20 protein-coding genes are annotated in these 25,068 nt (G+C 50.6%); 2 read left to right on the top strand and 18 right to left on the bottom strand.

The features are described 5' to 3' along the window. Positions 1-4 precede the first annotated feature (4 nt). From M0651_RS24040 to adhE, 8 genes are all read right to left on the bottom strand, one after another. Positions 5-1,612 (bottom strand): response regulator, encoded by a 1,608-nt coding sequence (locus M0651_RS24040; RefSeq protein ID WP_282577736.1) that lies wholly within the window; start codon positions 1,610-1,612, stop codon positions 5-7. Continuing rightward, positions 1,587-3,431 carry a cache domain-containing sensor histidine kinase gene (locus M0651_RS03255; RefSeq protein ID WP_248550416.1) on the bottom strand — a complete coding sequence of 615 codons (1,845 nt, stop codon included), beginning with the start codon at positions 3,429-3,431 and terminating at the stop codon, positions 1,587-1,589. The genes M0651_RS24040 and M0651_RS03255 overlap by 26 nt, the downstream gene beginning before the upstream one ends. 51 nt (positions 3,432-3,482) lie before the next feature. Next, positions 3,483-4,310, bottom strand: a complete 828-nt coding sequence (locus M0651_RS03250) for a carbohydrate ABC transporter permease (RefSeq protein ID WP_248550415.1) — start codon at positions 4,308-4,310, stop codon at positions 3,483-3,485. Further along, a complete protein-coding gene (locus M0651_RS03245; RefSeq protein ID WP_248550414.1) occupies positions 4,310-5,194 on the bottom strand; it encodes a carbohydrate ABC transporter permease in 885 nt (294 codons plus the stop codon). Before M0651_RS03245 ends, M0651_RS03250 begins: the two co-directional genes overlap by 1 nt. 86 nt (positions 5,195-5,280) lie before the next feature. After that, positions 5,281-6,672, bottom strand: a complete 1,392-nt coding sequence (locus M0651_RS03240) for an ABC transporter substrate-binding protein (protein ID WP_248550413.1) — start codon at positions 6,670-6,672, stop codon at positions 5,281-5,283. 207 nt (positions 6,673-6,879) lie between these two features. Continuing rightward, complete coding sequence (gene pflA / locus M0651_RS03235; protein ID WP_248550412.1) at positions 6,880-7,620, bottom strand: pyruvate formate-lyase-activating protein; 741 nt, start codon at positions 7,618-7,620, stop codon at positions 6,880-6,882. 117 nt (positions 7,621-7,737) lie between these two features. Continuing rightward, a complete protein-coding gene (gene pflB / locus M0651_RS03230; RefSeq protein WP_248550411.1) occupies positions 7,738-9,999 on the bottom strand; it encodes a formate C-acetyltransferase in 2,262 nt (753 codons plus the stop codon). 250 nt (positions 10,000-10,249) lie between these two features. Then, positions 10,250-12,865: a bifunctional acetaldehyde-CoA/alcohol dehydrogenase gene (gene adhE, locus M0651_RS03225; protein WP_248550410.1), complete on the bottom strand. Its 2,616-nt coding sequence runs from the start codon at positions 12,863-12,865 to the stop codon at positions 10,250-10,252. Between the two features lie 441 nt (positions 12,866-13,306). Here adhE and M0651_RS03220 point away from each other — a divergent pair, with 441 nt between their 5' ends. Continuing rightward, positions 13,307-14,023, top strand: coding sequence for a Crp/Fnr family transcriptional regulator (locus M0651_RS03220; RefSeq protein ID WP_155605494.1), 717 nt, complete (start codon positions 13,307-13,309; stop codon positions 14,021-14,023). A 171-nt stretch (positions 14,024-14,194) separates the two neighbouring features. Here M0651_RS03220 and M0651_RS03215 read toward each other — a convergent pair whose 3' ends face one another. The 9 genes from M0651_RS03215 to M0651_RS03175 form a co-directional block, all read right to left on the bottom strand. Next, a complete protein-coding gene (locus M0651_RS03215) occupies positions 14,195-14,977 on the bottom strand; it encodes a formate/nitrite transporter family protein (protein ID WP_248550409.1) in 783 nt (260 codons plus the stop codon). 85 nt (positions 14,978-15,062) lie between these two features. After that, positions 15,063-15,410, bottom strand: coding sequence for a nitrite reductase small subunit NirD (nirD, locus tag M0651_RS03210; RefSeq protein WP_248550408.1), 348 nt, complete (start codon positions 15,408-15,410; stop codon positions 15,063-15,065). Between the two features lie 32 nt (positions 15,411-15,442). After that, complete coding sequence (gene nirB / locus M0651_RS03205) at positions 15,443-17,878, bottom strand: nitrite reductase large subunit NirB (RefSeq protein ID WP_248550407.1); 2,436 nt, start codon at positions 17,876-17,878, stop codon at positions 15,443-15,445. Between the two features lie 241 nt (positions 17,879-18,119). Beyond that, on the bottom strand, positions 18,120-18,836 hold the full coding sequence (locus tag M0651_RS03200) for a hypothetical protein (RefSeq protein WP_248550406.1): 717 nt from the start codon (positions 18,834-18,836) through the stop codon (positions 18,120-18,122). Positions 18,837-18,953: 117 nt separating this feature from the next. Beyond that, positions 18,954-19,673: an iron-sulfur cluster repair di-iron protein gene (ric, locus tag M0651_RS03195; protein WP_248550405.1), complete on the bottom strand. Its 720-nt coding sequence runs from the start codon at positions 19,671-19,673 to the stop codon at positions 18,954-18,956. A gap of 161 nt (positions 19,674-19,834) precedes the next feature. Then, positions 19,835-20,401, bottom strand: a complete 567-nt coding sequence (locus tag M0651_RS03190) for an FAD-dependent oxidoreductase (RefSeq protein ID WP_248550404.1) — start codon at positions 20,399-20,401, stop codon at positions 19,835-19,837. A gap of 58 nt (positions 20,402-20,459) precedes the next feature. Beyond that, positions 20,460-20,777 (bottom strand): winged helix-turn-helix transcriptional regulator, encoded by a 318-nt coding sequence (locus M0651_RS03185; protein ID WP_248550403.1) that lies wholly within the window; start codon positions 20,775-20,777, stop codon positions 20,460-20,462. 233 nt (positions 20,778-21,010) lie between these two features. After that, positions 21,011-22,093: a Gfo/Idh/MocA family protein gene (locus M0651_RS03180; RefSeq protein ID WP_248550402.1), complete on the bottom strand. Its 1,083-nt coding sequence runs from the start codon at positions 22,091-22,093 to the stop codon at positions 21,011-21,013. Continuing rightward, entirely contained in the window at positions 22,086-22,856 is a 771-nt protein-coding gene (locus tag M0651_RS03175) for a sugar phosphate isomerase/epimerase family protein (protein WP_248550613.1), read from the bottom strand. The genes M0651_RS03180 and M0651_RS03175 overlap by 8 nt, the downstream gene beginning before the upstream one ends. A gap of 182 nt (positions 22,857-23,038) precedes the next feature. On the opposite strand from M0651_RS03175, the gene M0651_RS03170 reads away from it, so the two are divergent. Continuing rightward, positions 23,039-23,860, top strand: coding sequence for a helix-turn-helix transcriptional regulator (locus M0651_RS03170; RefSeq protein WP_248550401.1), 822 nt, complete (start codon positions 23,039-23,041; stop codon positions 23,858-23,860). Positions 23,861-23,938: 78 nt separating this feature from the next. Here the strand turns inward: M0651_RS03170 and M0651_RS03165 are convergent, their stop codons facing one another. Next, positions 23,939-24,634, bottom strand: a complete 696-nt coding sequence (locus tag M0651_RS03165; RefSeq protein ID WP_248550400.1) for a TerC family protein — start codon at positions 24,632-24,634, stop codon at positions 23,939-23,941. Between the last annotated feature and the right edge of the window lie 434 nt (positions 24,635-25,068).

Below are 25,068 nucleotides of genomic sequence, written 5' to 3'. Positions count from 1 at the left end.
AACGTTAAGATACGTTCGATTCCTTCTGCCGAAAATCCGACGGCGTCATGCCGGTATACTTCTGAAAGACCTTCGTGAAATAACGCCGTTCCTGATAACCGATGGAGGTCCCGATTTGCGCGATCGAACGCTCGCTGCTGCGCAGCAGACATTTGGCCATCTCCATCCGTTGTTTCGTTAAATACTCCACAAACGTTTCGCCAAAATGGTTCTTGAAGAGCAAGCAGAAGTAACTGCTGCTGATGCCGAGATAATCGGCAATATCCTCGATCCCGAAGTCGCGGCCGAGATGATTCTGAATATAATTCTGCGCGGACATCATCAGCAGCTCCGTGGACTTCTTCGCCGACAAACAGCTGCGCGACTGCTCGATGAGCGAGACAATCAGCGACAGCAGCTCCTTCAAGCTCATTGGTCCCCGCAGCCGCTGCCATAACGCTTCTTCCTGTTCTCGCGGCAGCATTTGCATTTCACGCATTTCACGCAGCAGATGGATAAACAGATAGTGCATCAACTTCTCGGCCGCACCGACCCGCTGTTCATCCAGGCAGCCGATGTACGATTTCAATTCCCCGGCAATGCGGTCCAAGACCTCTTGGCTTCCGTTACGTAATCCGGTTCCTAGTTGCTCGATCCAGCCCCATTGCAATTCCATGGCATCGCTCCCCGAGCGGGAATCGTCCGTCGGAGCCTCGTCGGCAATAACGAACCCTTCTGGTGCCGAGCCTAAAATCAACCGATGCTGCAAACGATGATACAAATCCGATAATTCCGGCAAACGATGGGGTTGTGCAGTCATGCACATCCGTACCGGCAGCTCCTCCTTGCTATGGATCAGTTGGCGGATACGCTCAAAACCCGGCACAAGCTGGTCCTCCCCAACCGGCCGCTCCGCTTCATAGGACGGGAACACCAGACACCATTCCCCTTCACGGATCTGAAGTACGGTCAAGTCGTTAAGCACCACGCCAAAGATGTCCTTCAGCGCATGCTTGATGTGTAAATTCCAGGCTTTACGCTCATGAAGCGTCCAAACAATCGAACGATGCGAATATCCTTCCAGATCCAAGAGAAGCATGGCGTAACGGCGCTGCACCACTCCATCGTCCTCTTCGTCCCACAACAGCCCTTCCCCATCCGTCTCCTGCCCGAGCAGGGAATGCAGCAGGAAGTTCTCGTTGGCCAGATCAACCACCTGATTCAGCCGCTGTTCCTTATTTTGAGTTTTACGCTTCTCACGGATCTGCTTGGCAACCCCCCGAACCGTTTCCTCCAGTTCAAAGTAATTGATCGGCTTGCAAATGTAATCCTTAACGCCATAACGGATCGCAGTCCGAGCATACTCAAATTCCTGATACCCGCTCAACAGCAGGATTTCGCAAGGAATTTCGCGCTCCCGGAGCTCCTGCAGCAACTGAATCCCATCCATGACCGGCATTCGGATATCACTTAAGATCAAGTCGGGACGATGAATGGAGGCTAGCTCCAACGCTTCCTTCCCGTTCTTGGCCAGCAGGACATTATCGAACCCCATTTCTTCCCAAGGCAATACCTTCGACAAGTTCGTGAGAATATGAATTTCATCGTCAACCAGCAACGCTTTTAATCTCATCGTAATCACCCGCCCCATATCTTGGTATTACACATTGAATCGTCGTTCCATATCCGGGCTGCGAACAAATAAATAATCCATACCTGCTCCCATACTGAAACCTCAGCCGGTCATACACGCTACGGAGTCCCAGCCCCCGGCGTTCATGACTTGGATAAGGCGCCAACGAACGGTATGTCGGATCGTCCAAATCCGCGTATTGAATGTTCGCCAGCTGCTCGTTCGTCATCCCAATTCCGTTGTCTTCAATCCATAGCAGGATGCGGTCTTGTTCCATTCTCCCCGTGACCGTGATCCTGCCTTTATAGTCGATGCCCTCAAACCCGTGCTGAATGCTGTTCTCCACAAGTGGCTGCAAAGTCAATTTCAACAGCAGGCAATTCCTAATTTCGTCCGGGATGTCGATCGCATACTCAAACAGTTCATCGAACCGGAACTTCTGAATCTCCAAATAACTGCGCAGATGTTCGATTTCCAAGCTTAGCTTGATCTCTTCCTTATCCTGAATGCTAATCCGTAAAATGCTCGCCAGACGAAGCACCATTTCGCTGACCTTGCGCCCTTCGTTCTGCACGGCCAGCGCGTTGATTGACTCCAGCGTATTAAAGAGGAAATGCGGCTTAATCTGAGCCTGAAGAACGCGCAGCTCGGCGTTGGCCTTCTGCAACTGCTCCCGTTTGACCTGATCAAACAGCTCATTGATTTTATCCATTTGATTGTTAAAGCCCTTTTGCAGCAGGAGCAGCTCGTCATCGCCCTTCTCATCCACGCGGGCGTTCAAATCGCCGCTCTCCACTTTGCGCATGAACCTCACGATCACACCAATCGTACCTGTAATCCGGTTCATGAAGAGCAGATTAAACAACATCGCCGTCAACACACATACGCAAATAATCGCAACAAACCATTTGGCAAAAGTCGTGACTTCCTGCGACAAATAACTCCAGGAAGTGACCGAGACGAGACTCCATGGGTAATCCTGCAACTTGTAGATGGAAATAACGCTCTCCTGGTTGTGAAATTTGCCTTTGAAGCTCCGATAACCCTCGCCAAGCTCCCAGTCCTTCAACAGATAAGCTCCGATGTGCTGGCCGTCCAGCTCCGATTGATAATCGTACAGGATCAGGCCCTTATCATTGACCAGCATAAACCGGGTATCCCGCATCTGGCTGCCGAGCTTCAGGTTCTGAAAGATCTTCTCAAACTCCCAGTTCTTGATCTGCACCACCAGCACGCCAACCCGCTCCAGATTGCTGAGCTCCTTAATCAGTCGAATTTGCGTAAACACGTTATCCGACCCGGTTAGTTCTGGATATTCATGCGGAGCGATCCACTTGGGTTGGCCGTTGAGGGCCATTACTTCCGTATATAAAGGATGCTCCTTGAACTTCTCGTAGGGCAGCGTCTCAAAATTTTCCTTATTGAAAATGGCGATGACATTGGACTCCCGGCCCCCGTGAATGTTATACAAAAACGCGTAATCGATGGCCGGATGACTATACAGCAAGGATCGGAAATTTCGCTGATTGGCGTTCAGCTCTAGCTGCGTCGTGGCTGTCAAATCCTGAGTATCCGGGTCTTTGGCTGACAATGCGGCCTGGAACACCCCTTTGGAGATGCCGTTATCGGTGACATTGTCCATCTCCTGGAAGACGTTCTTGATGCTGTAGCCGATTGCCTTCAGCGAATATTCCGCCTGCTGGCTGTATTTCTTCTCAATTGAGTTAAACGTGACGAAGAACGTGATAATGCCAAGCACAAATAAGGGAATGATGACTAAACCTAAAAAAGCGGTAAATAGTTTGATCCGTAAATTCATCGGCGGCAGCTCCCAATTGGTAAGACTCCCCTTATTTTAACATGCCTCCGTCTATCCTTTAACGCTGCCGGCCGTAACGCCTTCAATTATTTTTTCCTGAAGCACCGCATAGATGATCATAACCGGCAGCACGCTGAACACAATCCCCGCCGACATTTGCGCATAATTCGTGTTGTATGCGTCACGGAAACCCACCATACCGACCGGGAGCGTTCGCAGTTCTTCACTTGACAGAAAATAATTGGCCAGCAAAAACTCGTTCCAGTTGCCGAGAAAATTGATGATGAACACGGTCACGATCGCCGGCACCGTCAGCGGGAGCATGACTTTGAAGAACAACCCTAACGAGGATAAGCCGTCCATTACGGCAGCCTCTTCGATTTCTCCGGGGATGGAACGCATGAACGCCGCCAATATGATGACCGAAAATGGAATCGCGTTAGACACATAAGGCAAGATCAACGCCATATGCGTGTCCAGTACATTTAAGTTCCGCATCATGCCATAGATCGGCAGCAGCAGCGAATTGTTTGGAATCAGCATCCCCAGCAGGATGAGCTGGAATAAGATCGCACTGATTCGGTTGTACCGCATGCGCGTCACCGCAAACGCCAGCATCGCTGCAAAGAAGATGGACAAGCAAGCCGACAATACGCCGATATACAAACTGTTAAAGAAAAACGTGCTGATCTTGGCGTTCACCCAGGCGTTGACGTAGTTGTCGAATATAATCGACGACGGCAGGCCAAACGGATTCGACGCAATCGCCTGGTTATCGGTTTTGACCGAGGAGAACAAAACGAACAGAAACGGATACAAAATGATGAGCAAGTAAGCCATAAGAAACAGATGCGGGATCGACTTTTTTAGCATTCTCATCAGTATTCAATCCTTTCTGTACGTCTGACCACGAGGATTTGGTACACGGCGGTAATGAGGATCGTAAACGCAAAGATGAGCACCGCGATGGCATTGCCAAATCCATGGCGGAAGCTGGTAATCGCGTAGCGGATCATATAGGTTGCCATGACATCCGTCGAACCGGCCGGACCGCCTTTGGTCATGACCAGGACGATATCGGCCGCTTTCATAGCACCGGCTACCGACAACATGACCACCACGCTGATGATCGGCATGATTAACGGGATCGTGATCTTGACGGCTCGTTGAATGCCATTCGCTCCATCGATCGCCGCGGCCTCGTCCAGTTCCTTAGGAATCGCCAGGATCGCCGCCAGCACCATCACGATGTAGAACCCCGTCCACTGCCAGGCATTCGTAATGAGGATAGAGATCATCGCCCAATTCTTGTCGGACAGCCAATATACCGGGGAAATCCCGAACACCCCCAGCAATTGATTCATCAATCCAAAATCGGGATTATAAATAAACCCCCACAAAATCCCGATAACGGCCGTCGACATGATCGATGGCATAAAAACAGCCGTCTTGTACAAACCCTTAAGCTTCTTGACATTTGCGATCAGCAAGGAGAAAAACACGATCAGCGGTACCTGGATGAAGCAGGAGAACAAAATAAAATAAACGTTGTTCCGCACCGATTTCCAAAACGCTTGATCCTCGAACGCCATCGTGTAATTATCCAATCCGATGTAAGTCATGTGTTTGGAAATGCCGTTCCAACTGGTAAAGCTGTTGTTGATGGCCGTAAAGATCGGATAAATGAAAAAGGCAAGGAACAAAATCAATGCCGGGAGAACAAACAAACCATAAATCAGAGGACTTCTGAGCGCTTTGTTCATGCCAATACCTCCGTAGTTGGAAGCAAGGGCGTCCCCCGGACCGCTGCCGGCGGGTGACGCCCTTGCTCGATGATCATAATAGATGATTACTCTGCTGCGGCATTGGCCGCTTCTTGCGCCGCTTGCACATTCTCCAGCATCTTCGCCGGTTCGATTTCACCGCCGATGATTTGTTGGATACCCATGCTAAGCGCCGTGTTGACTTCCGCTTGCACGAGAGCGTCAAATGCCGGGAACGAGGTGCCGATTTCGCTGACCGCTTTGAAAATATCCTGCATCAACGGGTCGTCAGACGCCGTTTTCATTTGTTCCAAATCCATTTTCATCGCCGGCAGCACACCGTCTTCTTTCAAGCCGCGAAGCTGCATTTCGTCCGTCCACATGTTCTTGATGAATTCCTTGACAGCCGCAAGCTTCCGCGGATCCTCGGCAACGGCGCTGGAGAAGCCATAGCCGTTATTGGCGTCCTGCATGACAACCACTGGATCGCCTGCATTCACCGGAGGCATATTGAAGAAGCCGATTTTGCCGACCATATCGCCGGCTTGAGCCGAGTCACGGAACACGGAGTTCGCCCAGGAGCCGTCCATCATCATGATCGCTTCGCCCGTAATAACTTGGTTTCTCATATCTGCGTATTCGAAACCGAGTTCGCCTTTTTTGTAGTAACCTTTTTGAACCCATTCTTGATGTTTCGCGATGGCGGTTACCATCTTCTCATCGGTCCATTTCGTTGCACCCGTTTTGAAACCGTAAGTGATCTCTGGTCCGGCATAATACGACCACAGGTTATTGGTCGTCATCAGCGGAATCCAGGCATCCTTCGAGGATTGAGCAAATGGAATTTTGCCGTCTGCTTTGATTTTCTCGGCGAGTTGCTCCAGTTCTCCAAGTGTCTTAGGCACCGTCAAACCTTTGGCCTCGAAATATTCTTTATTATAGAAGTAACCTTCGATTGAACCGCCGATCGGCAGGCCATACACTTTGCCGTCAAGCGTAAATGGATCTAATGTCGTAAATTTATCCTTAATGCCGAGCTCCTCGATAATCGGAGTCAGATCCAGCATCAAGCCTTCCTTGGCATACAGCTGGGCATCCGGGCTGCCGAATACGTCGAAGACTTCTGGTGGTTTGCCCGCGGCCATCTCGCCCCGCAGCTTCTCTTTGCGGTTCACTTCAGAATCAACCGCATCCAGCTTGATGGTTAAGCCCGGTACGGCGGCTTCCGTTTGTTTGACTACGTCCTCCAACATCGCCAGTCGGAATTTCTTGGATTCCCCAACCTGCGTGTGCCGGATCGTGATCTCAAACGGATCGTTATTCGTTTCCGTTTCCGTCCCCGCATTCGACGTGCTCTGACCCTCGTTCGCCGGGGCAGCATTCTTTCCGTTATTCCCGGAATTGGAATTGCCGCAACCCGCCAGCAGCGCGGATGCGATAAACACAAGAGATAGCAACAGCGTTAGACTCTTCCTCATGTTCTATAGACCCTCCTCAAACTCGTTTATGTGATACACCCTCATTATAGAAAGCGCCATCAGCTTTGATAAGGAGGACATTTTTCTATTAAGGGGATAATATCATCTAAATTAGAAAATGAAAACGGTTAAACCTAACATCTATAGAAAGGTTTAACCGTTTGAGGTTGGATTATTGAGTTTTGTGTAAGGTTAACTTACGCGTGATCAGGATTTAGCTGCTGTTTGCTGCTCCCCTTCATGAATCAACCGATAAGCCCGTTCGACTTCTTCGTCGGTCGGGGAAGGCACACCTTCCAGCGGGTAAGCCCAACCGAGCTCCTGCCATTTATAAATGCCCATTTGGTGATACGGGAGGATTTCGAATTTCTCTACTCCTTGGAGACTGCCGATAAATCGCCCAAGCTCCAGCAAATCTTGCTCATCGTCATGGATGCCGGGCACATAAACGTGACGGATCCACATGTTTCGGCCATGATCAGACAGCCAGCGCGCCATCTTCAGCATCCGATCATTTGGCTTGCCGGTCAGCTTGATGTGTTTCTCGTTATCGATATGCTTCAAATCCAGCAGCACCAAATCGGTAACGTCCAGGAGGTCGCGAATCTTGTCCCCTTCGTTGTAGCCGTTCGTATCCAGCGTCGTATGAAGGTTCCAGCGTTTCTTCACTTCCCGGAACAACTCGGTGACGAACGGCGCCTGCAGTGTTGCCTCCCCGCCGGATACCGTCAGTCCGCCGCCCGAAGAGCGGTAATAACTTAAGTACGGCTCGATTTCGGCAAGCACTTCTTCTACGGTCATTTCCTTGCCTTCGGTCAGGCTCCAGGTGTCCGGGTTATGGCAATACTGGCACTGCAGCAAGCAGCCCTGCATAAAGAGGACGAAGCGAATCCCCGGCCCATCTACCGTTCCGAAAGTTTCCAATGAATGTATGCGACCTTTAAGCATCTTCCGTCACCCTTTCCATGATCATCCGGCCGATAAAAGAATGAGGAGAAAGGCGATTGGCCTAACTCCCCATTCTATCGTTCAGCTTGGATTATTGCTGCCTGTCAGCAGATGTTATTACATTTTGCCGTGGAACGTACGGTTGATCACATCGAGCTGTTGCTCGCGAGTCAACTTGATGAAGTTCACCGCATAACCCGATACACGGATCGTCAGCTGTGGATATTGCTCTGGATGATCCATTGCGTCAAGCAAAGTCTCACGGTCAAACACGTTAACGTTCAGGTGATGTGCATTGCTGCCGAAGTATCCGCCCATCATCGAAGCGAGGTTCGAGATCCGGGTATCTTCGTCTTTGCCCAGCGCCTTAGGTACGATCGAGAAGGTGTTCGAGATGCCGTCCAAGCTGTGCTCGTAAGGCAGTTTCGCTACCGAGCTCAGGGAAGCCAAGGCACCTTTCTTATCGCGGCCGTGCATTGGGTTCGCACCTGGTGCGAACGGTTCGCCGGCTTTACGTCCATCAGGCGTTGTACCTGTTTTCTTACCATATACAACGTTCGAGGTAATTGTCAAGATCGATTGCGTTGGTAATGCGTTCCGGTAAGTATGGTGTTTGCGAATCATGCCCATGAATGTTTCTACCAGGTTTACAGCGATTTGGTCAACACGGTCGTCGTTGTTGCCGTAGCAAGGGTATTCGCCTTCGGTAACGAAGTCAACCGCGATGCCATTCTCATTGCGAATAGGTTTAACCTTCGCGTATTTGATTGCGCTGAGCGAGTCAGCCACAACCGACAGACCAGCGATACCGCAAGCCATTGTACGCAGGATATCACGATCATGAAGCGCCATTTCGATCCGTTCGTAAGCGTATTTGTCATGCATGAAGTGAATGACGTTCAGTGTATTTACATACAATTTAGCCAACCATTCCATCATTGGAACGAAACGTTTCATGACTTCGTCATATTCAAGATATTCGGAAGTAATCGCTGGATATTCCGGACCTACTTGCGAACCGTATCTTTCATCTTTACCGCCGTTGATCGCATACAGCAAGCATTTTGCCAAGTTCGCGCGGGCGCCGAAGAATTGCATTTGTTTACCAATTCTCATTGCGGATACGCAGCAAGCGATACCGTAGTCGTCGCCGTAGATCGGACGCATCAGATCGTCATTTTCATATTGAATCGAGCTGGTTTCGATCGATACTTTGGCACAGAATTTCTTGAACGCATCCGGAAGTTTTTCCGACCAGAGTACAGTCAGGTTTGGTTCTGGAGCAGCTCCCAGATTGTAGAGCGTGTGCAGGAAGCGGAAGCTGTTCTTCGTTACGCGAGTGACGCCTTGCACGGACATCCCGCCGATCGATTCGGTTACCCAAGTTGGGTCGCCGCTGTACAATTCGTTATATTCCGGAGTTCTCAGGAATTTCACGATCCGCAGCTTCATAACGAAATGGTCAACCAGTTCTTGAGCCGATTCTTCCGTTAATACGCCTTCGGCCAGGTCGCGTTCGATATAAGCATCGAGGAACGAAGATACGCGGCCAAGGGACATTGCAGCGCCGTCTTGTTCTTTAACCGCTGCAAGGTATCCGAAATACAGCCATTGGAAAGCTTCTTTCGCATTGTTTGCTGGTCTAGCGATGTCGAATCCGTACATTTGACCCAGTTGCTTCAGTTCGCCCAAAGCGCGGATTTGCTCGGACAACTCTTCGCGTTGGCGAATGACTTCTTCGCTCATCACGTCAACATCAAGTTCGGCATGCTCTTGTTTCTTTTGATTGATCAGGAAGTCTACGCCGTACAGGGCTACGCGGCGGTAGTCGCCGATGATGCGGCCGCGGCCGTAAGCATCTGGCAAGCCGGTGATAATCCCGGTATGACGAGCGTTTCTCATATCTGCAGTATAGGCATCAAAAACGCCTTGGTTATGTGTTTTACGAACGTTCGTGTACAGATCCACGATATCTTCCGGAAGCTCAAAGCCGTAGGCTTTACAAGCAGTAATAACCATCCGGATGCCGCCGTTAGGACGGATCGTGCGTTGGAAAGGCGCCGAGCCTTGCACACCAACGATTTGTTCTTTGTCTTTGTCAAGGTATCCAGGAGCATGGGAAGTAATGGTCGAAGGCGTGTTTACGTCAACATCCAATACGCCGCCAGCTTCTCTTTCTTTCTTGGACAAGCCCGATACGATCTCCCACAGAGCTTTCGTGTTCGCCGTTGCGCCTTTCAAGAAAGATTCGTTACCGAGGTAAGGCGTGATGTTCGTATCGATGAAATCCTTGGTGTTCACCTCATTCATCCATTTGCCCGGTTTGAAGCCTCTCCATGCGTTTTGCACTTCTTGCACTTCTTTTTCGATCACCGACATCTTTATTCCCTCCATTTATATAGTGGTCGCGGTTTGAAGGATATATCCCGCGCCTCATGATCCCTTAAATTTGTGATACTTTTCACAACTTAGACAATAATTGTGCCCGGCTATCAGGACCGGGGTTCCACTCCATCATCACTCTATGAGGGATCATTTATAATGTAATCATAGCGTATGTCCTATAAAAAGATTGTGACAAATATCACATTAAGTGATATTTGTCACGTTTTCAGAGCGTTTTGTTCACTTATTCTTCAAATCTTCCGTAGAAGGCGTCGCGGTATACATCAGCCAGTTCGGATACAAGCGGCAGCTTCGGATTCGCCGTCGTACATTGGTCTTCGAAGGCGCGATCTGCCAGGTAATCAACCCGCGATTCAAAGTCCTTCGCATCGAAGCCAAGCTCTTGGAACGTTTCTGGAATGCCCAGCTTTTTGTTCAGTTCGCGGATCGCTTTGATCAAGCTCTTCACGCCTTCTTCCGTCGTGCGCGCCGGAAGTCCCAGAATGCGGGCGATTTCCGCGTAACGCTCGTCAGCCACGAAGTTCGTGTATTTCGGCCATGCGGCAAATTTCGTTGGTTTCTTCGCATTGTAGCGGATCACGTGCGGCATCAGGATCGCGTTCGTACGTCCATGCGCCGTGTGGTATTGGCCGCCCCATTTATGTGCCAAGCTGTGGTTAATGCCGAGGAAAGCGTTGGCGAACGCCATACCAGCCAGGGTCGAAGCATTGTGCATTTTCTCGCGGGCCAATTTGTCACCTGTCAACGCGGATTTCTCCAGCCATTCGAACACCAGTTGAATCGCTTTGATTGCCAGACCGTCTGTGAAGTCATTAGCCATGACCGACACATAAGCTTCGATCGCATGAGTCAGTACGTCCATACCGGTATCGGCTACCGCTACTTTCGGCAAGCTATAAACGAACTCAGGGTCGATAATCGCTACGTCTGGAGTCAGCTCATAATCAGCCAACGGATATTTCGTGTTGCCGTTGATTTTATCCGTAATAACCGCAAACGAAGTAACTTCAGAACCAGTACCCGACGTTGTCGGAATCGCCACGAATTTCGCTTTTTGGCCCAGTCGTGGATATTTGTAGATCCGTTTGCGAATATCCATGAATTTTTGCTTCAGGTTATGGAAGTCGGTATCCGGATATTCGTAGAACAGCCACATGCCTTTCGCGGCATCCATTGGCGAACCGCCGCCCAAGGCGATAATGCAGTCCGGCTGGAATTTGGCCATCAATTCGGTACCGCGTTCCACAGTCGTTGTCGATGGATCCGGCTCAACGTCCGAGAACACTTCGATGGCAACCGGCGTTTGACGTTGACGCAGATAGTGCTCCACTCTTTCCACGTAGCCCAGTTTCACCATCATCGGGTCGGTTACGATCAGTACGCGGGAGATGTCCGGCATTTTGGCCAGATATTGTGTCGAATTCTTCTCGAAGTAGATTTTGTTAGGGACTTTAAACCATTGCATATTCACGGTACGACGATTCACCCTTTTCACGTTGATCAGATTGATGGCCGTGACGTTCGACGAAGTCGAGTTGCGTCCATACGATCCGCAGCCCAGCGTCAGCGACGGCAGGTTCGTGTTGTAGATGTCGCCAATACCGCCTTGCGAAGAAGGCTGATTTACCAGGATCCGGCAAGTTGGCATCCGATCCGAGAATTTTTGAATAACTTCTTCATTATTCGAGTGGATGACCGAGGAGTGGCCCATGCCGCCGAATTGAACGACTTCCAGCGCACGCTCGATACCTTGCTCTGCGTTTTTCACCTTGTAACAAGCGAGCACAGGGCTCAATTTCTCCGCAGACAATGGGAACTTCGGACCCACGCCTTCGATTTCGGCAACGAGAATTTTTGTTCCAGCCGGCACGTCGATCCCGCACATTTCAGCAATCTTCACTGCAGGTTGGCCAACGATCGAAGGATTCACTGCGCATTTATCGGCGATGATCGCGCCTGCTGTCAGCTTAGCTGCTTCATCTTTATTCACGAAGTAACAGCCGTTAGCGATCATTTTCTTCTTCACTTGGTCGAAAATCGGTTCTTCAATAATGACAGCTTGCTCGGATGCACAAATCATGCCGTTGTCAAACGTTTTGGAAAGGATCAGGTCATTGACCGCTTGATCCAGGTCCGCACTCTTTTCAATGAAGCAAGGAACGTTACCAGGGCCTACACCCAGTGCCGGTTTTCCGCAGCTGTAAGCGGCTTTCACCATTGCGGATCCGCCGGTAGCCAGGATGCAGGCGATATCAGGGTGATTCATCAGCGCGTTCGTGCGATCCATGGAAGGATTTTCGATCCATTGAATGCAATCGGCTGGGGCGCCATGTTTAACGGCTGCTTCGAGCAATATTTTAGCGGCTTCCGTACTGCAGGCTTGAGCGGATGGATGGAAACCGAAAATGATCGGGTTACGTGTTTTGATGGCGATCAGAGATTTAAAGATGGTCGTCGACGTCGGGTTCGTCACTGGGGTAATCCCCATAATGACCCCTACCGGCTCGGCGATTTTTTGGAAGTTGTCATAAGAATTGTCTTCGATCACGCCTACCGTTTTGTCGTACTTGATACTGTGCCAGATGTATTCGGTCGCAAACATGTTCTTAATGATTTTATCCTCATACACCCCGCGGCCTGTTTCTTCAATCGCCAGTTTCGCGAGATGCATGTGTTTGTCGAGCCCAGCCAAAGCCATAGCTTGCACAATGTTGTCAATTTGCTCTTGATCCATGCTCATGAAAGCTTCGGAGGCTTTCTTCGCCTTGTCGATCAAAGTTTGAATGTAATCTTGAGCGGTTGCCTGTGCTTTTGGAGCCACTTCGTTTTTAACGGCCATCTCTCTCATCCTCCTAAGTTGTGTTAAGGATTTTTGCCTGCAGGAACGGGTGATCATGTCTCGTGAAAAAATTCACTTGCAAGCTAACCCTTATGAAGCTTGTGTGCTTCTCTTTATGTCTTGATCATAGCACAGGGGATGATCTTTGTATAGTGAATTATTTCACATACTTTAAAAAAGTTGAAAGTTTTCACTTGCCATGATTTTATTTTCATATATACTTTATATTGCGTGAAAATTTTGAATTGATTTTGATCTGCTTCAAGCCTGTTAATTTGCGCTTTACATAGCGCATCTATACTAGCCGACAAAGTGAATTTTCTCACAATGTTGAAATTTCGACACTTTTTCAGGCTTTACGGCCCCCAAAAAACCAAAAAAACGTTATATAATTAATTTAAAATTTTCAGAAAAATTTGGAGTACAAAGGGGAAATCGATAATGAGTGAAATTTTAAATGCCACCCTGCCCCGCGGTAATACGAGCTGTTTTACAGAGCAAAACTTTAATCGCCTTCTCGTTACGATGAAAGACAAAGCATATCCCGAGGGGACGCATTTGTTCTGGGAAGGTGACTTTTCCGATAAACTGTTCTACATCAAACGCGGCCGTGTGAAGTTGACCAAATCGACGGATGAAGGCAAGGAATTGATCCTGTACATGTATGGTCGCGGTGACATGGTTGGTCAGGCCGATCCGTTCTTCAGCACGAAGCATAGCTTCACTGCCGAAGTCATCGAAGACTGTGAAATTGGCGTCATCGAGCAGAAGGACCTGGAAATTATGATCTGCCAGCATTGTGATTTCGCCATCGATTTCATGAAATGGATGGGGATCCATCATCGGTTGACGCAGACGAAATTCCGTGACTTGATGATGTACGGCAAACCCGGCGCATTGTGCTCGACATTGATCCGCCTTAGCAATACGTACGGCGAACAGCATGGAGACACCATTCTGATCAACAAGAAGATCACCCACACTGACTTGTCCAACATGATCGGAGCAACACGCGAGAGCGTCAACCGGATGCTGAGCGACCTGCGTAAGAAGGACGCACTGGAGTACGAGAACGGCATGATCGTGATCAAAGACCTCGTGATGCTGCAGGATATTTGCCATTGTGAGCTGTGTCCGAACGAAATTTGCCGCATCTAATTGCCCCCCTCCCTTCTACATTCATATAGACGCTAGTTCTAGCGAATTGAACCGTCCCTTCATTGGTTGGACGGTTTTTTACTTTATCCCTTTCCCAAATAAAACAAATAATCCCCCCAAGTCACGTCTCAGCCAGACGAACTTGAGGGGATCCTACGCAGCTGATCAAACTTATGCTTTCTTACGCACGGGCGAAATAAACCAGTAGGCCATACCGACAAACACGGCGCCGCCAACCATATTGCCTAGAGTAACCGGCACCATGTTGTGCAGCCAGCCTGCAACCGTAATCGTATCCGGATGATTCGGAAGCAGCAGCGACAAGCTGAGCAAAGTCATATTGGCCACGCTATGCTCGTAACCACTCGCGATAAACGCATAGAGGCACCACCAGATCAAGACGAGCTTAGCGATATCCTCCTTGGCCCGATTCGCCATCCAAAGCGCCAAACACACAAGCCAGTTACACAGAATCCCGCGAAAGAACAGCTCCGTCACCGGAGCGCCCATCTTCTTGGCGGAAGCGGCAAAGATCAAATGCTCTGGCGCGGCTGTCTTAAACAAACCGCTGCCGACGATGAGCAAACAAAGCACCAATGCGCCTGCCAGGTTGCCTAGAAAAACAAGAGTCCAGTTCTTCGCCGTATCGCCAACCGTTGTCCGCTTCGCGAGCGTACTTGCCGTAAAGAACATATTATTGCCAGTAAACAACTCCGAGCCGGCAAATACAACCAACGTCAGGGCCAGTCCGAAGGACATCCCCATCAACATCGTCTGATACGGCGATTTGACCGCGGCCAGCGGTCCGCCTATGCTGAAGATCAGAATGATCCCCAACCCGACATAAGCCCCTGCCAGCATGGCCGATACGAAATACCGGGACAGACTTTCATTCATCTTCTCCTTTTTCTTGACTGCCGTTTCCACGATCGCTTCCACATTTTGTGTAAACATTTGTGTTCCTCCCCCATATTAAGCCTGTCCTGCTTTCAAAAAAAGCACGGCGACCTCTCGATCACCGCGCTTCAGTTCACCCCGCTTACGCTTGCTGCAGCACCGCTGCGGCAATGAAAACCTGTCCCTCTTCCACCTTGACCGGGAACATCGTCACCCGGCCGGTATCCGGCGCTTGAACGAGCCCGGTGGTCAGGTCGATTTTCCAGTCGTACAACGGATCATACAGATAATGACCCGAAACGATGCCCTCGGCCAGCGGTCCGCCCTTTGGATGTGGATTCTGGTTCAGCGCGGCAAATATTCGACCATCCGACGTACGGAACACCGCGATCGGCAGATCGCCTAGTTCCACGACTCGCCCGATCTGTGGCAAGAAATTCTCCAGGGCGCCGACCGGGTAAAACGTATCGCCACTCAACTCGATCTTCATACTTTATAACCCCTTTCGCTTTGGACGTTACACTACAGCTGGTTGCTCATTTCCAACGAATGATACAATTTACCGCGTTGCTCATCATCGTTCAGCACTTTTTTCCATGGATCTGTTACTTGATTCAAGGCAAATTCAATACGCTCCATCAACGCCTTGCGGTTCTCGGTGTCGTCTACGACAACCGAGCGAATATGCTCGAGGCCCATCCGTTCTACCCACTCCGACGTTCTCTCCAAGTAGTTGCCGGTTTCGCGGTAATATTGCATGATTGCACCGCACAGCTCGATCAGTTCCTCATCGGTTTTCACCTTGCAGAGCGAATCCGCCAACCGCGCCTTAATCCCGCCGTTACCGCCGATGAAGATCTCCCAACCGCCGTCATTGCCGACGATACCAATGTCCTTGGTGCACGATTCGGCACAGTTACGCGGGCAGCCGTTTACGGCCATTTTGAATTTGGCCGGGAAATCAAGCCGTTCGAATTTACGTTCCAGCAGCGCGCCCATGCCCATCGAGTCCTGGGTGCCGAAGCGGCAGAATTGCGAACCTACACATGTTTTGACCGTACGCAGCGATTTGGCATAAGCATACCCCGACGGCATATCCAGCTCTTCCCAAACTTTCGGCAGATCTTCTTTCTTCACACCGATCAAGTCGAGCCGTTGTCCGCCCGTGACCTTCACTACTTTGACATCGTATTTCAAGGAGACGTCGGCGATCTTCTTCAGGTCTTCCGGAGTTGTTACACCGCCGTACATCCGCGGCACCACTGTGTAAGTGCCATCCTTCTGGATGTTGGCATTCATTCGTTCGTTGACGAAACGCGAAGCCTTCTCATCCTCGTGCGTATCCGGGTAAATCATGCCGAGGTAGTAGTTGATGGCGGGCCGGCACTTCGAGCAGCCTTCCGGTTGCGACCATCCGAGTACGTTCATGACCTCTTTGGTTGTTTGCAGACCTTTCTCCTTGATCTCCGCAACGATCTCATCGCGGCTCAGCGTCGTGCAGCCGCAAATCCCCTGCTTCGCTGTTTGCGTGAAGCCGTCTCCAAGTACATATTGCAAGATTTGCTCCACGACCGGTTTACACCCGCCGCAAGAACGGGTCGCCCCGGTGCATGCCTTGATCTCGTCCACCGTCGTCATCCCTTGATTCACGACACAGTCGACGATCGTGCCTTTGGTAACCCCGTTACAGCCACAGACGATTTCCTCGTCGCTCATCGTTTCGACCGAGGCCTTCTTCTTGGCTCCGCCGCCGCAGCAGCCTCCGCCCATCAGCGACTCGTACAATTCGTCGGTCATCTCTGCGCCTTGCTTGATTAGCTTCTGCAGCTCGGTCGAATCCGTGATATCGCCGAACAGCACCGCACCTACCAGCTTGCCATCCTTCAGGAGAATTTTCTTATACGTGCGTTTCCAATCGTCCTTGTTCGCAATGACCGTATGCTCCGGCCCGTCGATGAATTCGCCAGTCGAGAAGACGTCTACGCCGGAAATTTTCAGCTTGGTCGACACGACCGAACCTTCATAAGGCGGAGTGTCTACGCCGCTGATATGTTTGGCCAATACGTTCCCCTGCTCGAACAGCGGCGCGACCAGACCGTAACAGATTCCGCGGTGCTCGGTGCATTCGCCAACCGAGTAAACTCCCTCAAGCGAGGTTTGCATGAAGTCGTTAACCACGATCCCGCGGTTCACTTCCATTCCGCTGGCCTTGGCAACGGCGACATTCGGTTTGATCCCTACGGCCATAACGACGAATTCCGCCTCAAGCTCCGTTCCGTCCGTGAACCGCAGACCGCTAACCCGGTTGTCCCCGAGCAGCTCTTTCGTTTGCGCGCCCATCTTGAACTTGATGCCTTGACGTTCCAGCTCCGCTTGCAGCATGCCTGCCGCTTGATGATCCAACTGGCGTTCCATCAGGTCTTCCATCAAATGTACGACCGTTACGTCCATGCCAAGCTGTACGAGCCCCTTGGCTGCTTCCAAACCAAGCAGGCCGCCGCCGATCACAGCCGCCTTCTTGCAAGTTCTGGCCGCTTGCAGCATTTGCTCGCAATCTGCGATATCGCGGAAGCCAACGACCCCTTCCTTATCGCTGCCCGGAATCGGCAGAATAAACGAAGTCGAGCCAGTAGCAATCAACACTTTATCGTACGGAACACGTTGTCCGTTATCGACCACAACCTCTTTGGCCTCTGCATCGATCCGCTCAACGGTTGTCCCCATATGCAGCGTAATCCCATGATCCTTATACCAATTCAAATCATTTAATACGATGTCGTCCATCGTCTTGCTGCCTTCCAGCACATACGACAGCATAATCCGGTTATAGTTCGGATGCGGCTCGCTTCCGAAGACCGTAATGTCAAATTTCGTAGTCAACTTCAGGATTTGCTCCACGGCGCTGATGCCGGCCATTCCGTTCCCGATCACGACCAGTTTCTCTCTGTCCGTTCCCATGTTCGTAATGCCTCCTCCTATAAATACCTAGTTCTCTAGTGTCTTTACGAATAGTTCAATTTTTAAGTGATACTCTTAGTATAAATTTAAAATTGAAGATATCTTGTGATTACATTCACATTAATTGTGAAAGTTTACACAATCTTTTGTCATAACTATTTTCGAAAACCTATTGAAAAAATCCGCAACCCCGGTTATGACCAGGATTGCGGATTCCATAAGCTGTATCGTTCAAACCTACTTATTTCTGTTTCAAGGTAATTTCTACATTATCCTGCGGCTTTAATCTCATATCCAGCCCCGTATCCAGCAGCTTCTTCCCGTTCACCTTCAGGATCCACTGTTCGTTCTCCTGGGGAGTATATCCGCCGACAGACACTATGGACTTGTTGGTGGGATTAAACTGAACGATACCACTGCGTATGAGAAGATCCCTAACCGTCGTGTTATCGTCGTATTTATTGACGTAATATTTCTTCTCCGGACTACCGCCGTCGATAATCAGTAGCAAGGACGCCTGATGCGGGATCGCTTCATAACTGTCGACCGTCTTGACATAGACGAGCAGTTTATCGCCGATCTTCAACTCTTCATCCCAGTCGCCGGAAGCCAGCTCTTTGTCATTCAGCCGAGTTCCCCACTCCAGAGTGGAATCCAGCGACACTTCCCCAACCGCTTGGATAGCCGATCGATCCTCCGTGAACCTCACGATCCCGCTGCTCTCCAGCGCATGACGTGCCGTTAGCCCAGCCATATAATCGTAATGCAGGCTGCGCGTCACATCGGGAATAAAGGTGCCCCCGTCGATCGTCAATGTGATGTCGTGGGGTTGTTCTTTGTCGGTTCTCGGCGCTTCCGCCGGTGCCGGTTGATCCGTAATTTGGCCTTGGGCGCAAGCCGTCACGATTATTGCTATTCCTGCCATCCATCCAACAAGCCATCGCCATCTCTTGTGCATTGCCGCCCCGCCCTTCTCCTATCATTGTCCCAACCCGGGCAATAGAATATTCCTTATCTTAAGGATAACGGACAAGGCGCAGGTTCTCAAATTTTATGCAAGCGAGGGATCGCTGTGTTAGATGTCCCTTACCTCAGTGTAACGTGGGAATAACACATTATTTTCCAAATGTACATGCGTAAAGGTCATTCCCTCCAACTCCTCCAGGCGCGCGTAAGTAAGGCGATACGTCGTACAGGCATGGGTCGGCGGTTGAAAATCCTCGGTTAACTCTCGCAATTGCTTCAAGATATTCCCCGCGCCGTCATGCTCCGATTCCAGATCGGCAATGGCGACCTGCAGTTTCCCGAGCACTTCGGGCTCACGGCCGGCATCCCAGTTGAGCATCTTCGGGAATACCTCCGCCTCCTCTTTATCCGTGTGCTCCAACAACTCACGCCGCAACTCGCCGAACAATCGGGCCACCTCAAGCAGATGAGGATCTCCCTCACCGTGTACACGCGAGACCTTCGTCACGTATTTTTGAATTTCCGGAAGCTCTTCCCGTAAATAACGATGATGTTTGCCTACGATATGTTTGACCAGGTCCGCAGATGACGCTTGAAGCCAATTCTCTCCTTCTGTGGTATGCGGGTGTTCAGCCATCATACGGTTCAATTCGTCCAGCAGCCGCTCTGCCGGAACCCCACTTTCTTCCGCCGCCTCGGTAATCGGTCGATTTCCCCCGCAGCAAAAGTCGATTTTCCGTTGCCGGAAATAATCCGCGGCTTTGGGAAACCGCAGCACAATGTCTCGAACTCTATCGGTTATTTGAAATTCCAATGGGTTAATATCCATTCCTAATACCTCCCGAAATAGTGAAGTCAAGCTTACTTCTCCACCATACTTCACGGACACCGCTGTTTAGGTGATTGCGCTCACTTCGCGACGCTAACTTGATTTCCGCAAAAAATAAAAAGGCCCCCTGTCTTAGGAGACCTATCGTATGTTCATATTTATTACTTAAGTACGTCGTGGTCAACGTAACGCTCGCCGTTCAGCTCACTGATCAGCTCGATCGCAACCTTCGCACCGTCACCGGCGGTGATGATGGTATGCACGCTAACCCCGGCAACCGTTCCCGCTGCCCAAACGCGCGGAATGCTCGTACGGCCTTCGCCGTCAGTAGCAATCACCGTTTTGATTCTAGGCTCCCGGCCATCCTTCAGCTCCAAGCCGATAGCGCTTGCAAGATCGGTTAGCGCACCAGTGGCCAATACAATATGGGACGCTTCATAACTGCGGCCGGATTCGGTCTTGACGGTCACTTTCGATCCGCCGTTCGTATCCACGCCCGTCACTTTTTCCTCAATGAATTTCGCGCCGAATTTCTCCGCTTGCTCCCGTCCGATCTTCAGCAGATCCGGTCCGGAGATTTCCTTCGCGCCGTAATGATTCTCGATCCATGCCCGTTTGGTCATGCTAGCGTTGCTGTCCAGAACGAGAGTTTCTTTTCCCGCTTTGGCCAAGAAAAGCGCTGCGCTGGCTCCCGCCGGTCCTGCTCCGATAACTATTACCTCAGCCACAAGTACACCCACTTTCTATTGTTTTCATGCCGCCCGCTCGCCGGTAACGGCATGCCGATCACTTGATCCATTCGGATGCCCAAGCCTGAACCTCATCCATTACCGAACGAAGCGCACGCCCCTTCTCGGTCAATTCATATTCAATACGAACCGGTGTCTCCGGATAAACGTGACGGATCAAGATCCCTTCACATTCCAAATCCTTCATCCGCTCCGACAACATTTTATCGCTCATGGAAGGAATCTGATTGGAAATATCCTTGAATCGTTTCGGCCCGCTCATCAGCGTATTGATGATCAAACCGTTCCAACGCTTGCCTAGAAACGAAAAAGCCGATTCAAATCGCGGACACATCGCATGAGAATGCTCATCCATAAAATTCACCTCGTTATCATTGCCCGCCTAAAGGCTGAAGACTTACATTTTGTTAGTATATTTCATATTAGCATATTTGCCATGGGAAAGTAAGGGGGTATCCGGGTCATTTGAAAAAACGGCCGCCTTGGCGGCGGCCGCTAATATAGTATATTACCCTGGTTGTAACTTATACCCTCCACATTTCGGTGGTAAAACCGTAGCGCTTCATGCTCGCCGAATCGATCGTTCTATCAATTAAAATAAACCGTTTGTCCGGTTCTCGCCGACTCGTAAATGGCTTCTAAAATTTCAGTTACGACAAGCGCCTGCTCCGGTTTAACGAGCGGCTCCTTATCCTCCAGAATGGCCTGCACCCAAGCTCTCGCTTCGCGCGTGGCATCAGTTTCCTGTTTGCCTTCGAAGAAAGCGACGCCGCCCGAACCCAAATCGACCTTCGTCTCATACAACCGGCTCATTTTTTCGCCATTGAGGCGAAGTCCGTTGGTCATATCCGCTCCGCCTTCTGTGCCGCACAGCAGCGTTTTGGCTTCGCCAAAATCTACGACGTTCAGCGCCCAGCTTGATTCAAGGATAATCGTTGCGCCATTCTTCATCGTAATGAAACCAAACGCGGAGTCTTCCACTTTAAATTCTTCCGGATCCCAGGGCCCAAACGCATTAGCCGCATTCTCACGGTTCCCCAGCTTATGGAAGACGGAACCGGTGACGCTCTTCGGCTCGTAGTTGTTCATCAGCCATAAGGTCAGGTCCAGCGCATGGGTGCCGATATCGATCAATGGACCGCCGCCTTGCTTCTCTTCGTCCAGGAATACGCCCCACGTAGGCACCGCCCGGCGACGGAGCGCCAGCGCCTTCCCAAGATAAATGTCGCCTAATTCGCCATTTTCGCACAGCTCCTTCAAGTACAAGCTGTCGTTGCGGAAGCGGTTCTGGTAAGCAATCGTCAGCTTTTTGCCCGTACGATTGGCAGCATCCAGCATTTGGCGAGCCTGCTCGGCCGTTTTGGCCATGGGTTTCTCACACATCACATGGCGGCCGGACTCCAGCGAGGCGACCGTGATTTCCGCATGGGAATCATTGGGCGTGCAGACATGCACGACTTCGACGTCGCTTTCTGCTAACAGCTGACGGAAATCGGTATAAACCTTGGCGCCTTCCGCGCCATATTGCTCCGCCGCCTTGGCTGCGCGTTCCTGGACGATGTCGCAGAACGCGACCATTTCCACCTCAGGTTGCTGAGCCAGGCTGGGCAAATGCTTACCGTTCGCAATCCCGCCGCAACCGATGATCGCAACTCTCAACGTTCTAGACATGAAGGTTACCTCCTTTTTCCGCGTAAGCACGCACCCACTCCATGCTTGTTTGGATGCTGTCCAGCGGATCTGCAGCGCAGTAATCCTGCTCCACGATCAGCCATTTCACGCCTGCAGCGATCGCTGCGTCGCCGATGTCCGTAATGGCGATTTCCCCGCGGCCCAGCTCAACCGTTTCCGGCGAACCGTCGGCTTTCTTCACCAAGTCTTTCCAATGCACCAACGGAAGCCGCCCCTGATATGTAGCGATATATTCCAGTGGATCCAACCCGGCAAACGCAACCCAGCAAGAGTCAAGTTCAACCTGCAGCAAGGACTCCGGCACTTGCTCGTAAATCGCATCTAGCGCCGGTTTGCCCTCGTGCTGCAACGTCAGTTCAAAATCATGGTTATGATAGCAAAGCACCAAACCTTCTTCTTTACAGCGCTCGCCGAATATTTTCAGATCTTCGATGATTTCCGACCAGCGATCGCGATCCTCCTCCGCCAAATATGGAACGATGATATAACGGCTGCCAATCGCTTTATTAAACGCCAATTCCTCGTCCAAAGCTTCCTTCAGCCGGTTATATGGAGTATGCGCACCAATCGCAGTCAAACCCGTTTCCCGTAATATTTCTTGCACCTGCTCTACCGAGCGGCCATAAAACCCGGCAAACTCCACCCCTTTATAACCAAGCTCCGCCACCTTGCGCAGCGTCTCCTCAAAATCCTGTTCCAAGTGATCTCTTACCGTATACAACTGCAAACCAATTTGCGTCATCTTCTCGTTCACCTCATCCATTGTTGTGGTATAACCTAGAATTCCATTCGCCATGATGTTTACCCATTTAAAGCGCTTTCCATGTACCATAGTATTTCAAAACGCTTCATTGTAAAATGAATAATATGATTGAAACATGAACAATCTGGTCATTTTTTCCTTAAACCCTGTGGAGGACACCGATGAAAGAAGAAGCAAACCTGCAAATTTTGCATGCCGGTTATTCGCTGCACCGTAAGCCATTCCATACGACACAATTAGACGGTCACGAAAATTATCTCATTCGCCTGCAGACATTGGGTAAATGTCGTTCGCGGTTAGATGGGCGGCTGGAGCGGCTGGAGCCCGGTGATTTACTGCTGTTCGCCCCCGGGGATCCTTACGAACTGAAAATCGAAGCCGAACCAAACGGCACAGGTGAACCGGCGGTTTCCAGCGGCGATTACCATATTTTTCTCTCCGGAGAATGGATCGAAGACTGGTGGAACCGCCGGCCGCTTCCCCACCGTTTGAAGGTCCCCTTGTCTGAGGGCATCGTTGGGGCCTTTCGGCAGATCATGCTGGAGCAACGCCGCATCTCCAATCCGACTCCGGAAATATCTGAATACTACTTAAAAATTCTGTGCATGGAGATCGAGCGAAACTTGCTGGAACAGCCGCAGCCTGCCTATCCCACCTATCTTGCCCACCGCCTGAAAAATTATATTGAAGAGAACGCGTCCACTCCCTTTAAACTGGAGGATGCCGCTGCCCACGTCGGCATCAGCGTATCGCGGGCGGTGCATCTGTTTAAGCAGGCGTTTGGCACCAGCATGATTCAGTACACGCTGGAGGTGCGGCTGAACATGGCGCGCGAGCGGATTATCTTCAGCCCTTTATCGCTCGAGCACGTTGCGGAGAGCTCGGGTTTCCCCAGCTATAATTACTTCCATAAAGTATTTCGCAAACGGTTTGGCATGTCTCCCAAGCAATTTCGTCAAACCGCGCGGGACAATGGATCTTAGTGCTTGATGCCTGAAATGCAAACAACGCCGCTTCAGCCTATTCGGCTGCCTGCGGCGTTGTTCATTTCGTTAAATTCCTTAACCTCCGTTGGTTTGCGGTATAGCTTGGCGAAGGCGCGCTTTACGCTTCTTCATTTGGGTGCCAAGCAACACTACGGCAACGATAACCAGAATCTCGAAGCCGTATTTGATCCAAGGACTGGCAAACCAATCGTGGATCAGCGGCTCTTCGACGATCATCTTGGCCGAGGTCCAAGCCAGCACGGCGGCCCCAATCGTAATCACAATCGGATAACGTTCGGTCAGCTTTAGAATTATCGTGCTGCCCCAAACCATGATTGGTACGGATACGGCCAGCCCGATAATGACCAACAGGGTGTCCCCGTGTGCAGCGCCCGCAACGGCAAGCACGTTATCAAGGCCCATCATGGCATCAGCAATGATGATCGTACGGATGGCCGCCCACATTTGGTTGCCTGCTTTAATTTCGTGATTTTTCTCCTCGACCAATAACTTATAAGCAATCCAGACTAGAGCAAGACCGCCGGCGAGTCGTAATCCCGGGATATTCAGCAGTTGCACGACAAGCAAGGTCATGATTACCCTGATAACAATCGCACCGACAGTACCCCAAATAATGACTTTTTTCTGATCCTGGTGCGGCACATTACGAGCGGCAAGGCCGATGACGATCGCATTGTCCCCGGCTAGCACGAGGTCAATCAGGACGATGGATAATAAGGCCATCCAAAATTCCGGTGAAAATAAATCCATGTTCTCTCCCCTTTCTAATTTCCATGCAACGGAACCCATTTTTTCTGGAAAGCCACTTCAAGATCGACCGCTGGCAAGTCTTAAAGGTAGTGTATCAGGCCGGCGGATAATTGATACGGCAGGGATCACGGGAACAATCCCCATCTATATTCCAAAAAAAATACGCCGTGTCCGTATTGGGCACGACGCAATTTATGCATCAAAAGAGACCTTCACCCAATACTCGCTACGGGCAAAGGTCTCGCTAACAACATTTCGTTGCCAATAAAGCCGGGGGTATGTATAACTCCCGTAATGACGACTTTATTGTAGCAGCTACTCCCCTTTGGGAACCATGCATGTTTAATGGAGTTATTATAGCACGTACTTCGGGAGAGCACCAGCCTTTTATGCAAAACGTTTTGGGTTTGGTGCAAAAACAAGTTATAATAAGG

Source organism: Paenibacillus mellifer (assembly GCF_023195895.1).
GTDB classification, from domain to species: Bacteria; Bacillota; Bacilli; order Paenibacillales; family Paenibacillaceae; genus Fontibacillus; species Fontibacillus mellifer.
This window is presented reverse-complemented; position numbering and strand designations above follow the sequence as displayed.